The sequence below is a fragment of the Morganella sp. HMSC11D09 genome (assembly GCF_001807955.1).
Lineage (GTDB): Bacteria > Pseudomonadota > Gammaproteobacteria > Enterobacterales > Enterobacteriaceae > Morganella > Morganella morganii.
Map to the genome: position 1 here is coordinate 329,947 of NZ_KV791662.1, position 13,138 is coordinate 343,084.

General features: G+C 51.1%; 11 protein-coding genes. 7 read left to right on the forward strand and 4 right to left on the reverse strand.

All coding sequences use genetic code 11. The annotated features are described in order from the left end of the window. The first annotated feature begins 151 nt into the window (after positions 1-151). Positions 152-1,075, forward strand: coding sequence for a DNA replication terminus site-binding protein (gene tus, locus HMPREF3119_RS05615; RefSeq protein ID WP_062771573.1), 924 nt, complete (start codon positions 152-154; stop codon positions 1,073-1,075). A 47-nt stretch (positions 1,076-1,122) separates the two neighbouring features. Here the strand turns inward: tus and fumC are convergent, their stop codons facing one another. Further along, positions 1,123-2,517, reverse strand: coding sequence for a class II fumarate hydratase (gene fumC / locus HMPREF3119_RS05620; RefSeq protein WP_004238382.1), 1,395 nt, complete (start codon positions 2,515-2,517; stop codon positions 1,123-1,125). Positions 2,518-2,690: 173 nt separating this feature from the next. On the opposite strand from fumC, the gene manA reads away from it, so the two are divergent. The 3 genes from manA (at position 2,691) to add (ending at position 6,648) form a co-directional block, all read left to right on the forward strand. Continuing rightward, entirely contained in the window at positions 2,691-3,866 is a 1,176-nt protein-coding gene (gene manA / locus HMPREF3119_RS05625) for a mannose-6-phosphate isomerase (RefSeq protein ID WP_070578823.1), read from the forward strand. A 107-nt stretch (positions 3,867-3,973) separates the two neighbouring features. Then, entirely contained in the window at positions 3,974-5,563 is a 1,590-nt protein-coding gene (locus HMPREF3119_RS05630; protein ID WP_004238380.1) for a YdgA family protein, read from the forward strand. Positions 5,564-5,640: 77 nt separating this feature from the next. Beyond that, entirely contained in the window at positions 5,641-6,648 is a 1,008-nt protein-coding gene (add, locus tag HMPREF3119_RS05635; protein WP_070578826.1) for an adenosine deaminase, read from the forward strand. Positions 6,649-6,705: 57 nt separating this feature from the next. Here add and HMPREF3119_RS05640 read toward each other — a convergent pair whose 3' ends face one another. The 3 genes from HMPREF3119_RS05640 to HMPREF3119_RS05650 are packed head-to-tail and all read right to left on the reverse strand — an operon-like array spanning position 6,706 to position 9,924. Beyond that, a complete protein-coding gene (locus HMPREF3119_RS05640) occupies positions 6,706-7,848 on the reverse strand; it encodes a TPM domain-containing protein (protein ID WP_051456210.1) in 1,143 nt (380 codons plus the stop codon). A 2-nt stretch (positions 7,849-7,850) separates the two neighbouring features. After that, entirely contained in the window at positions 7,851-8,840 is a 990-nt protein-coding gene (locus tag HMPREF3119_RS05645) for a bile acid:sodium symporter family protein (RefSeq protein WP_004238377.1), read from the reverse strand. Between the two features lie 43 nt (positions 8,841-8,883). Beyond that, positions 8,884-9,924, reverse strand: coding sequence for an oxidoreductase (locus HMPREF3119_RS05650; RefSeq protein WP_004238376.1), 1,041 nt, complete (start codon positions 9,922-9,924; stop codon positions 8,884-8,886). 284 nt (positions 9,925-10,208) lie between these two features. On the opposite strand from HMPREF3119_RS05650, the gene rsxA reads away from it, so the two are divergent. The 3 genes from rsxA to rsxC all read left to right on the forward strand — a co-directional run. Continuing rightward, positions 10,209-10,790: an electron transport complex subunit RsxA gene (rsxA, locus tag HMPREF3119_RS05655; RefSeq protein ID WP_015422727.1), complete on the forward strand. Its 582-nt coding sequence runs from the start codon at positions 10,209-10,211 to the stop codon at positions 10,788-10,790. After that, positions 10,790-11,398 carry an electron transport complex subunit RsxB gene (gene rsxB / locus HMPREF3119_RS05660; protein ID WP_004239234.1) on the forward strand — a complete coding sequence of 203 codons (609 nt, stop codon included), beginning with the start codon at positions 10,790-10,792 and terminating at the stop codon, positions 11,396-11,398. Before rsxA ends, rsxB begins: the two co-directional genes overlap by 1 nt. A gap of 5 nt (positions 11,399-11,403) precedes the next feature. Beyond that, on the forward strand, positions 11,404-13,138 hold a 1,735-nt coding region (rsxC, locus tag HMPREF3119_RS05665), incomplete at its 3' end, for an electron transport complex subunit RsxC (RefSeq protein WP_070578829.1).

Genomic DNA, 13,138 nt, shown 5'->3' on the forward strand with positions numbered 1-13,138 from the left:
CACGATGCTGTGGGTTAACGGTGAAAACTACCATATGTTCCTGACACTTCAGTCCCTCCCCTCGTGCCAGACAAAATGTATTTGTACAAAGCACGATGCTGAGTTAATGTGATATAAATACATTTGTATGTTGTAACTAAAATGGCGATATATGCGATACGATGCAATGATTTCTCTCACCGACTGCTTTAATCAGCTGGAATCGGCACTGAATACATTATGCAAAGCTATCCGGCTGCACCCTTCCCGGACTGCTGAGGTTTACCAACTTCCTGAGATACTGAAAGGAGAGGAAAATAACACCGTCAACACCATTTCTGTCATTCCGGTCAGTGGCGAAGATGCTGTTTCCCTGGCGCTGTCCCACTATCAACGTTTGTTTATCTTCGATAATGATCAGGAAATCAGCAGCAAATCTGCCATCCGGTTGCCTGGTGTACTGCTCATTACACTCTCCCCTGCACAACGAAAAATAATGCAGCAACAGCTTAATGAGGTTAACAGGCTGAAACAGCAACTGGCCTCAATCGTGACAGAAACCTCCGGTGTGGACAAAACACAGCGTTTTGAATTCGTACACAATCAGATAAAAGGATTGATTACACTCAATGCCTACCGGCAGATCCAGTCAGTCACCTCCCCTTCCTCAGTCCGGTTTGGCTGGGCCAATAAACATATTATTCAGAAGGTGGATCGCGATACATTGTTATCTCAGTTGGAAGAACAATATCAGAACCCGCGCGCCATTCAGTCTCTGACGCGTGAAGAACGGCAGGTTTATCTGGCGAAAGAGATTTCCGCCTTAAAACAGGTGCCGGAAGACGCCATACTCAAAATCAAACGACCGGTAAAAGTACAGCCAATCGCCAGAGTCTGGTACAGCGAAGCGCAAAAGCAGGTGCAGTATGCCTGTGCATCGCCGCTGATTGTATTTTGTGATGAGAATGAGGAAAAACCGGTAACAGGCGTACTACCGGATTATGATGCGGAAAACATCAAAATCCGTCACAGACCGAAAGCAAAGAAATTAATTCCGGTGATATCACGACTGTATGTATATATGGAAGTGATGTAAAAAACGGAGCCATCAGCGACTCCGTTATCACTATTCCTGACTGCGGATTACTTCATGCTGCCGACCATATCTTCCGGACGTACCCATGCATCAAACTCAGCTTCTGTCAGATAACCTAACTTCATGGCAGAGGCTTTCAGGGTCAGACCTTCTTTATGGGCCTTTTTCGCAATTTCAGCGGCTTTGTCGTAACCGATGTGCGTATTCAGCGCTGTAACCAGCATCAGTGATTCATTCAGCAACTGACTGATACGCTCGCGGTTCGGTTCGATTCCGACCGCACAGTGCTCATTAAAACTGCGCATACCATCAGCCAGCAGGCGGACAGATTGCAGGAAGTTGTGAATCACCATCGGACGGAACACGTTCAGTTCAAAATTACCCGATGCCCCGCCGATATTAACCGCCACATCATTACCCATTACCTGAGCACACAGCATCGTCATGGCTTCACATTGTGTCGGGTTCACTTTACCCGGCATGATAGAACTGCCCGGTTCGTTTTCCGGAATGGCAATTTCACCGATGCCGCAACGCGGACCGGATGCCAGCCAGCGGACATCATTGGCAATTTTCATCAGTGAGGCTGCCAGCCCTTTCAGTGCGCCATGGGCATGAACCAGTGCATCACAGGTAGCCAGCGCCTCAAATTTATTCGGTGCCGTCACAAACGGCTGACCGGAGAGTTCAGCAATTTTCTTCGCCACGCGAACAGCATATTCCGGATGAGTATTGAGACCGGTACCGACCGCAGTGCCCCCCAGTGCAAGCTCACTCAGATGCGGCAGGCTGTTTTCCAGATGTTTCAGGTTATATTGCAGCATTGCCGCCCAGCCGGAAATCTCCTGGCCCAGTGTCAGCGGTGTCGCATCCTGTAAGTGGGTACGGCCGATTTTCACGATATCACGGTAAGCTTCTGCTTTCGCGGCCAGAACACTGTGCAGGGATTTCAGCTCAGGGATCAGCTGTGTGCTGACCGCAATCACTGCAGCGACATGCATCGCTGTCGGGAACACGTCGTTAGAGCTCTGGCTTTTGTTCACATCATCATTCGGATGAACAATACGTTCGCCGCCGCGCTTCCCGCCGAGGATTTCACTGGCACGGTTTGCCAGCACCTCATTCATATTCATATTACTCTGTGTGCCGGAGCCGGTCTGCCAGATTGCCAGCGGAAACTCTTCCGGATGTTTACCGGCAAGCACTTCATCCGCTGCGGCGATCACCGCATCTGCCCGCTCTTTCGCCAGCAGTCCCAGATCACAGTTGACAGCTGCCGCTGCTTTTTTTGTAATGGCCAGCGCAGCAATCAGATCCGCAGGCATTTTTTCAACTGAAATACGGAAATGCTCTAAAGAGCGCTGGGTCTGAGCGCCCCATAATTTGTCCGCAGGAACATCGATAGGGCCCATTGAGTCTTTTTCAATACGCGTGGCTGCCATTAGTCTCTCCTTAGCACACAAAATAAAATGGATTTAAAATCCCGAAAGTTACAGATAGACTCTGAAAACGGGCCTATCTTGCCATACTTTCATTTCCGATTATGCGATCCGGGCGGAGTTATTGCTTTATTGTTACTATCTTATTGTTAACTGTTTAAAAAGAGAGCGTTGCTATGTTAAAAATGCAGAATCAGGTGCAATTCTATGATTGGGGAAGCCATACCGCGATGACAGAAATGTACGGTTACCCGAACCCTGACAAGCAGCCGATGGCCGAATTATGGATGGGCGCCCATCCGAAAGCCAGTTCGGTGGTGACAGACACCCGCGGCAACACCTGCTCTTTATATGATTTTATTGCCGGTGACCCGCAGTCCGCGCTCGGGGATGAAATTAACCGCCGTTTTCGCCGGCTGCCGTTTCTGTTTAAAGTGCTGAGTGCCGCTCAGCCGCTGTCGGTACAGGTTCATCCGGATAAAGCCGCTGCAGAGGAAGGATTTGCCCGCGAAAACAACGCCGGGATCCCGCTGGATTCACCGGTTCGTAATTATAAGGATGATAACCATAAGCCGGAGCTGGTTTATGCCCTTACCCCATTCCGCGCAATGAATGCGTTCCGTCCGCTGGCCGATATTGCCGGACTGCTCAGTGAGGTCGCTCCGGCACATCCTGCCATTGAACGTTTTATTGCCTCGCCGTCAGAGGAGCACCTGTCCGTTCTGTTTACCCGTCTGCTCTCCATGAGCGGGGACACCAAAGAACGGGCTGTCGCTGTACTGAAATCCGCACTGAACAGCCGTCAGGGTGAACCGTGGGATACCATCCGTAAGATGACAGAGTTTTATCCTGACGATAATGGCCTTTTCACCCCGCTTCTGCTCAATGTTGTTGAATTAAAGCCCGGTGAGGCAATGTTCCTGTATGCCCGCACACCTCATGCGTATCTTGAAGGAACTGCGCTGGAAGTGATGGCTAACTCGGATAATGTGTTACGCGCCGGTCTGACACAAAAACATATTGATGTCGGTGAATTGCTGAATAACCTTGATTTTGTACCGAAACACGCAAAAAGTTTATTTATGCAGCCGGAACATATTAACAACACTGAAATTTTCCCGATTCCGGTTGATGATTTTTCTTTTTCGGTGATGAAATTGCATAATCAGGAAATGATTCTTGAGAATAACAGTGCTAATATTCTTTTTTGTGTGGAAGGTCATGCAGTTATCACTACGGAAACAGAACAATTAAGAGTTATCTCAGGTGAATCTGTTTTTCTTTCTGCTATAGAAAGAAAGTTTAAAATAGATGGTGAAGGAATCATTGCCCGCGTTTATAATGCTGTGTAAGTAACTTCTCTAATTTTCTCCGGGCAGTCCGCCATTGAACTGCCCGTTAATTTTGATACCGTGCGAAAACCTGCAAAATAAATCGCATATAAAGGATGGATTGATCTATGAAAAAGTCGTTAGTTGCTGTTGGCGTTATTGTCGCATTAGGCGCCGCATGGGGTGTAGCTTCATGGCAGACAGGTAAGAAAATTGAAGCAAACCTTGATGAGTATATCGCCAAAGCGAATAAAGCAATCAAGGACAACTACCCTGATGCACCTGTCACGCTGACCGCCAAAGATTTTTCACGCGGTATTTTCAGCTCTGATGTCAAACTGATCATCAAAGAAACGAAAAAAAGCGGTGATACCTCCGGCGAAGAACTTGTGATCCTCAATACTATCGATCACGGTCCGTTCCCGTTATCTCAGCTTAAGAGTATGGTGTTCTCGCCAAATATGGCTGCTATCCACTCTGAGCTGGAAAACAATGACATCACCAAACAAGCCTTCGAAATCACCGGTGGTAAATCCCCGGTTGCAACGGATACCCGTATCAGCTACGACCAGAGTTTCGATATTGATCTTGCTGTCAGCAAAATCAACTATAAGAAAGACGGTGAAGAGCTGGCATTCTCCGGTGCTGATCTGAACGTTAAATTCGACAAAGAATTCAAAAACGTCAAAGGTAAAGGCAGCAGCAATGAACTGACTTACCGTAAAGGCGATCGCGAAAGTATCGTGATGAAAGGCCTGTCATTTGACAGCGATGTTGCCAAATCCGGTGACAGCTACTTCTACCTGGGTGACCAGAATCTGAGCCTGAAAGAGTTAGCGGTTGTTAATTACAGCGATACCGTTTCTCTGAAAGATCTGAAACTGAACGGCACCTCCGGCAGTAAAGATAACAAATTGACTGCAGATGTTGATTACAGCCTGGGTTCACTGAGCTACCGTGATATCGATCTCGGCGCTATCAGCCTGAAAGGTTCTCTGAAAGATCTGGATGCCACTTCCGCGAATACGCTGATGGCATCTGTTGAAGAGTACACCAAACTGTCTGAGTCTATGTACACCGAAGATTTCGACGATGCGAAAATGGAAGCACTGGATGAGAAAATGAAATCCAATGCACTGGGTCTGTTCAAGTACAGCCCGTCCTTCGCTATCGCACCTCTGAGCTGGAAAAACAGCGGCGGTGAGTCAAAAGTTAACCTGAACGTGACCTTCAACGCACTGAACGAAGAGAGCTTTAAAGCACTGGAACACGCAGGCAGCTTTGAGAAAGTTCTGCCGGTTCTGGTGAAAGAGTTCGGGTTCAATATGGATCTGTCCAAACCGATGCTGACTGATTTCGTTGCAGTTGCCATGCAGTCACAGGGTATGGGCGCGAAAGAAGCCAAAGAACAGGGTGAACAGGGTGTTGCTCAGATGGCCAGCATGGGTGCCATGATGGAAATCGTGAAAGTGACCGATAAAGCGATCACCATGGATCTGAAATACAGCAACAACAACATCGATTTCAACGGTAAGAAATTCACCGTTGCTGAATTCCTGGAAAAATATGACCAGTACGGCGCACTGAGCGATAACAGCGGCGACGACGAAGGTTACGAGGAAGAAGCAATCGAAATGGATCCTAACGGTGATGTTACTGAAGACGTGACTATCGGTGAAGAACCGGCTGCTGACGTTGCGGCTCCTGCTGCTCAGTAATTTCACACTGTTATTATCTGTTGATCAGACAAAAGCCAGTCGTCAGACTGGCTTTTTATCATCTGAGGAATACCACAATGATTAACCGCTCACTTCCCCTGACCGACCTGCACCGCCATCTCGATGGTAATATCCGCCTGTCCACCATTCTGGATCTGGCCCGTCAGCACAATTTGCCGCTGCCCGCTTATGAGACTGAAACCCTGCGCCCGCATGTGCAGGTGATGAGCAATGAACCGGATCTGGTGCAGTTTCTGAGTAAGCTGGACTGGGGTGTTTCCGTGCTGGCAGACCTCGATGCCTGCCGCCGTGTGGCCGCTGAAAACGTGCAGGATGCCGTCAGTGCCGGGCTGGATTACGCCGAACTTCGCTTTTCCCCTTACTATATGGCGATGAAACACCATCTGCCCGTTGAAGGCGTGGTGGAAGCGGTACTGGATGGTGTGGTGTCCGAAGTCCGCAACAGCCCGGTACGGATTAATATGATTGGTATTCTGAGCCGGACATTCGGTACAGATGCCTGTCATGAAGAGCTGAATGCCCTGCTCGCTCACCATGAGCGGATTGTGGCACTGGATATTGCCGGTGATGAATCCGGTTATCCGGGCAATTTATTCACCGATCATTTCCGCAAAGCCCGTGACGTCAACTGGGCCATCACCGCCCATGCCGGAGAAGCCGCCGGCGCCGCCAGTATCTGGCAGGCTATCCGCAACCTGGGTGCACAGCGCATCGGTCACGGTGTGATGGCGATTGAAGACCCGGCGCTGATGGATTACCTGGCAGAGCACCGCATCGGTATGGAATCCTGCCTGACCTCGAATATTCAGACCAGCACCGTGCCGTCACTGGCCGCGCATCCGCTGAAACAGTTCCTGGCACACGGCATTGCCGCTACCATCAACACCGATGACCCGGCGGTTGAGGGTATTGAGATTGCCCATGAATACAATGTTGCTGCCCCGGCAGCCGGTCTGACACAGGCAGAAATTGAACAGGCTCAGATTAACGGGCTGGAAATAGCCTTTTTATCCGCAGAGGAAAAAGCGGCACTGAGAGAAATGGCAGCAAAACGCGGCCAGTAAGCGCCATTCCGGTAAAAAAAAGCCGTGGCATTCTTTGTCACGGCTTTTTTATGTCTTTTACCAGCTCCCGGAAGCACCGCCACCACCACTGCTGCCGCCTCCGCCACCGGACGATCCGCTGCTTCCGGAACTACCGCCGGAACTGCTGCTGTAACTGCCACTATCAGAACCGGATGAATACCCGCCTCCTGTACCTGCTATGACACCGGTTAATTTCCGTATTTCCGCTTCCTGAGTAAGATATTCCGGAATTAATGTATATAACAAATAACAAATAAATAGTGAGCCAAATACATTAAGAAAAATGAGCATCATTATACTGATGAACAACGCATCAGGATCAGGATCTCCGTCTATCAGAACCCGTGTCATTATAAAAATCAGAACTGAATAAAATAATACGTTCACAGTATGGCCGAGCGGTGTCGGATAAATATACTTATACTGCAAAAATGCCGTCAGGCGTTTCTGCGCAAGGCGGATTATCCGTTCAGGCTGACGTTTTTTCTTGTTTTTGGATTTCGCGTATTCTTCTCTCAGATATTCAATATCGTTAAGAACCTGCTTTTCTATCCTTTTCTTACGGCGGGGAGAACCAATAAATAATGACCAGAGATACACCGTAATAAAGGTCAGAAGATAAATAATCGTCAGTCGTTTGAGTTTTAATGCTTCTGTTCCGGATGTCTCTGATTTGATATATTCCGGTTCATTTCCGCTGATAATATCAATGGCATCGGTCACACCCGCTTCAATTCCGGTAAAATAATGGCCTTTTTTAAATTCAGGGGTGATACGCTGACGGATAATACGGCCTGCGGAGACATCCGGCAGAATACCTTCCAGTCCATAGCCGACCTCAAAACGCAAATTACGGTCATTCACCGCCACGACCAGCAACAGTCCGTTATTCTGACCTTTGCGGCCGATCTTCCATGTATTAAACGCACGGTGCGCAAATGTCTCAATACTTTCTCCGCCGGTTGACGGCACAATAAACACCACGAACTGGCTGCCGTCATTGCGGCTCAGTTCATACTCAATGAGTTGCCGGTTAAGCTGTGTTAATTGAGAGCCGGTCAGAAGACCGGCGCTGTCAATAACCCGTTCCCGTTTCAGTTCCGGCAGAGCCTGCACATCCGCACGGGCAAAGAAACTGACAAAAAGAAGTATCAGGCATCCTGCCATAACCCTGCTCATAATTACTCCTGTGAATGTTCTTTCCCCTGCCGCGCATAGCGCGCCGCCATCACCGCACACACCATCAGCTGGATCTGATGAAACAGCATCAGCGGCAGCACCAGAATTCCCACCACGGCCGGCGGAAACATAACGTTTGCCATCGGCACGCCGTTTGCCAGGCTTTTCTTCGAACCACAGAATACAATGGTAATTTCATCGGCCTTATTAAAGCCGAGTGCCCGTGAGCCGTACACGTTGATCACCAGCACAATCGCCAGCAACCCGCACGACACCACCGCAATCTGCAGAATAGACATTGCATCAATCTTCTGCCAGATCCCCTCGGCAACCGCTTCGCTGAAAGCGACATACACCACCAGCAAAATAGAGGTGCGATCTGTTTTATTAATGATTTTTTTATTGCGATCCACCCACTTGCCAATCAGCGGACGGGAAAAATGACCGACCACAAACGGCAGCATCAGCTGCAATAAAATAGAGCGGATAGCACCCAGGGTATCCAGTTCATGCGCGCCCTGCGTTTCCATCATAAAACCGATAATAACCGGTGATAAGAACACACCAAGGATACTGGAGGCGGATGCACTGCAAATCGCCGCCGCCACATTTCCGCCCGCGACAGAGGTAAAGGCGATAGCCGATTGTACTGTCGCCGGTAAGGCACATAAGTATAAGAAACCCATGTAAATGGTCGGAGACATCCATTCCGGTACCAGGAACTGTAAACCCAGCCCCAGCAGCGGGAAGAGGATAAAAGTACTGGAGAACACCATCAGATGCAGACGCCAGTGCCCCATCCCTGTCACAATCGCTTCCCGAGAGAGTTTTGCGCCGTGGAAGAAGAACAATAACGCAATCGCGGCGGTGGTCAGATAGCGGAATCCGGTCGCCACACTGCCGGTTGCCGGAAAGAGTGACGCCAAAATAACAACCGTGATCATTATGACCAGGAACGGATCTAACCGCAGTTTCTGCCACCAGTTTGTCATGCGTTATTCACTTTTGTCTGCAATAAGAAGTAATGACTATTTGTTACAGTGTCACAGTCCGTCCGGTTTTATGCGATTCCATACCGGCCTCTATAATACGGATAACTTCTGCCCCTTCCTGCGCAGTCACCGGGTTCGGACCGTTATTGATAATCGCCTCTGCCACTTCCGCGTAATAGCGGCCATAGTGCCCGGCTTTGTTCGGATACGTTTCTGTGATCACTTCAATACCATCCGGTGACAGGCTCAGTTCCCCGTCGCGGCTGTCATGACCCCAGTTGACACCGACCGGCATCTGCCCTGCTTTCAGTGCATTTTCCTGCGGATCCAGTCCGTACTTCACATAGCTGCCTTTCATGCCGTGAACGATATACACCGGGGATTCCGCTGCCGCGACCGTGGTGGCATGCAGCACGACTTTGACATCCGGATAGTGCAGTTGCGCATGGAAATAATCCACCGCCTCAGAACCCGGACGGATCATCCCCAGGTCGGCAGTGATCGCCGTTGGTTTTCCGAAAAACTGCAGTGCCTGGTCAATCAGATGAGAACCCAGGTCATACCAGATACCACTGCCTAATGCAGCAGCTTCGCGCCAGCGCTTTTGCGGCTGCGGGCGGTAGCGGTCAAAATGGACTTCAAAATATTTGATAGCCCCGAGTTTTTTACTGTCAAACAGGGATTTGAGCGTCAGATACCCGGAGTCAAAACGGCGGTTATGATAAACAGACAGCACCAGTCCGGCGTCATCCGCCTGTTTTGCCAGGGTAAATGCCTCTTCCGATGTCAGGGTAAAGGGCTTATCCACCACCACATGTTTACCCGCAGCCAGCGCCATCCGCGCCAGCGGGAAATGGGTGTCATTCGGGGTCGGGATCACGACGAGGTCAATGGCCGGGTCAGCAAAAATATCTTCCGGTGTGGCGACAACCTGCACATCCGGATAATCCGCATGCACTTTGGCGGCATCACTGCTCGCGACTTTGGCCAGTTCCATATTGGCATTATTGACAATAAACGGCGCATGGAATGTTTTTCCGGCAAAACCGTACCCGATCAGGCCCACTTTCAGTATTTTCGTCATCACTCCCTCCGGGGGATTGTCATGTTAACGGATAAAAACATGCTTTCAGAATCTGTCATCCTCCTGAAAAGTACCACTAACTGATTCCGTGACGCAAATGCTGTGCCCGGTTTTCATCAGTTTTGCCGCTTTTTCATTCTGATACACACAGTTATCCGCGCTTTCACACAATCCCGATAACCCCGGATGCCCGGGGATTGCTATTATTCACCCCGCTTACCGGGGATCTCGGTTTTTTATGTGCTTTATTTGTATGTTTTTAAAGACTCGCTTTGGGCATTGTAATGGCTGACTACTTATTACTTTTTGTCGGGACGGTGCTGGTTAACAACTTCGTACTCGTCAAATTCTTAGGATTATGCCCCTTTATGGGGGTCTCCAAAAAACTGGAAACCGCGATTGGCATGGGGTTTGCCACCACATTTGTGATGACACTCGCCTCCGTCTGCTCGTGGCTGATGGATACCTTTATCCTGATCCCGCTGGATATTCTCTATCTGCGCACACTGAGCTTTATCCTGGTGATCGCCGTGGTGGTGCAGTTCACCGAAATGGTGGTGCGGAAAACCAGCCCGGCGCTCTACCGGCTGCTCGGGATCTTCCTGCCGTTGATCACCACCAACTGTGCGGTACTCGGTGTGGCGCTGCTGAACATAAACCTGTCGCATAATTTCCTGCAATCCGCCGTTTACGGCTTTGGTGCGGCAGCCGGTTTCTCCCTGGTGATGGTGCTGTTTGCCGCTATCCGTGAGCGGCTGGCAACGGCAGATGTGCCGGCGCCTTTCCGCGGGGCGTCTGTCGGGCTGGTCACGGCCGGTCTGATGTCTCTGGCCTTTATGGGCTTCAGTGGTCTGGTGAAATTCTGATGACAATGATTTGGATTGCCGTTGCCGTACTCAGCCTGCTGGGTCTGGCATTCGGTCTGATACTTGGTTACGCCTCCCGCCGCTTCAAAGTGGAGGAAGATCCCATTGTGGATAAAATTGATGACATTCTGCCGCAGAGTCAGTGCGGTCAGTGTGGTTTTCCGGGCTGCCGACCGTATGCGGAATCTGTTGCCAATGGCGGCGCAATAAACCGCTGTGCCCCCGGCGGCGAGCAGGTGATGCTGAAACTGGCGGATATGCTGGGTGTGGATCCGCAGCCGCTCGACGGTGACGAGTCCGTACTCAATCCGGTGCGCAAAGTGGCCTTTATTCATGAAGACCAGTGCATCGGCTGCACCAAATGTATTCAGGCGTGCCCGGTGGATGCGATTATCGGTGCCACCCGCGCCATGCACACTGTGGTTGAAAATCTCTGCACCGGGTGTGATTTGTGTGTCGCACCCTGCCCGACAGATTGCATTGAGATGATCCCGGTCGCCGTCACCCCGCGTAACTGGAAGTGGGATTTAAACACCATTCCGGTCAGAAATATTCCGGCGGATACCGGCGGTACTCCTGTCAAACCTGTTCAGATTGAGGCGTCGTAAGTTTTATGTTCAATTTGCTCAACTTTCTGAAAAAAGACCGGGTATGGGATTTTGACGGCGGCATTCATCCGCCGGAAATGAAATTACAGTCCAGCCGGACACCGATGCGGGTGTGCCCGGTACCGGAAGAACTGATTATTCCGCTCCAGCAGCATATCGGGAACGAAGGCGATGTGCTGGTCAGCCCCGGCGACCATGTCCTGAAAGGTCAGCCGCTGACACGCGGAACCGGCCGCAGCCTGCCGGTGCACGCCTCATCATCCGGCACGGTGACTGCCGTGGAGCCTTGTGTGACCGCGCATCCGTCCGGGCTGACCGCGCCGTGCATCCGTATCCGGACTGACGGGCTGGATACCCCGTACCCGGCGGAAAAAACAACGGATTTTACCTCTCTTTCCAAAACAGAGCTGACTGACCGCATTCATCAGGCCGGGATTGCCGGTCTCGGCGGTGCGGGCTTCCCGACCGCCAGCAAGCTGAAAGGTGGCGGTGATCTTATCCGCACTCTGATTATCAATGCGGCGGAATGTGAGCCCTATATCACGGCGGATGACCGTCTGATGCAGGAACATGCCGGGGAAATTCTCACCGGTATCCGTATTCTGATGCACCTTCTTGAGCCGGAACAGGTGCTTATCGGCATTGAAGATAATAAACCGGAGGCGATTGCCGCACTGCGTGACGTTACTGCCGGGGAAAAACAGATTTTCGTGCGGGTGATCCCGACCAAGTACCCGTCCGGCGGCGCCAAACAGCTGACCAAAATTCTCACCGGCCGCGAAGTACCATCCGGCGGACGCTCTTCTGATATCGGCGTGCTGATGCAGAACGTCGGAACTGTGGTTGCCATCAAGCGCGCCATTACCGACGGCGAACCGCTGATCCAGCGCGTGGTAACAGTAACCGGCGAAGCGGTTGAATCACCGGGTAACTTCTGGACACGACTCGGTACGCCGGTCCGTTTCCTGTTGCAACAGGCCGGTTTCCGTCCTCAGCATGAACAAATGGTTGTGATGGGCGGCCCGCTGATGGGCTTTACACTGCCGGATCTCGATGTGCCGGTAGTAAAAATCTGTAACTGCATTCTTGCACCAACCACGAACGAGATGGAACCAGCTGCACCGGAAGAAGCCTGTATCCGCTGCAGTCACTGTGCGGATGCCTGTCCGGCCGGATTACTGCCGCAGCAGCTCTACTGGTTCAGTAAAGGTAATGAACACGAAAAAGCAGAACAGCACCATCTGTTTGACTGCATTGAATGCGGTGCCTGTGCCTGGGTCTGCCCGAGCAATATTCCGCTGGTGCAGTATTACCGTCAGGAAAAAGCACAGGTCATTGAGATCCGCGAAGAAGCCCAACGCGCCGCAGATGCCAAAATCCGCTTTGAAGCCAAACAGGCACGAATGGCACGGGAAAAAGAAGCCCGTGAAGCCCGCCATAAAAGCGCGGCTGTTCAGGTGGATGAGAAAGACAGTGCGGCTATCAGCGCCGCCCTTGCCCGCGTGAAAGCCAAAGACAGCAATGCAGGGATGACGATTTCTGTTAATCCGTCCGTTTTACCGGATAACAGCGCCGTGATTGCTGCCCGCGAAGTCCGTAAAGCACAGGCCCGCGCACGTCAGGCAGAAAAAGCGGCTCTCGCGGCTGAAACAACACAACCGGCGACAGAAGCAGACGCCGATCCGCGTAAAGCCGCAGTGGCTGCCGCCCTTGCCCGCGCCAAAGCGAAGAAAGCCGCTC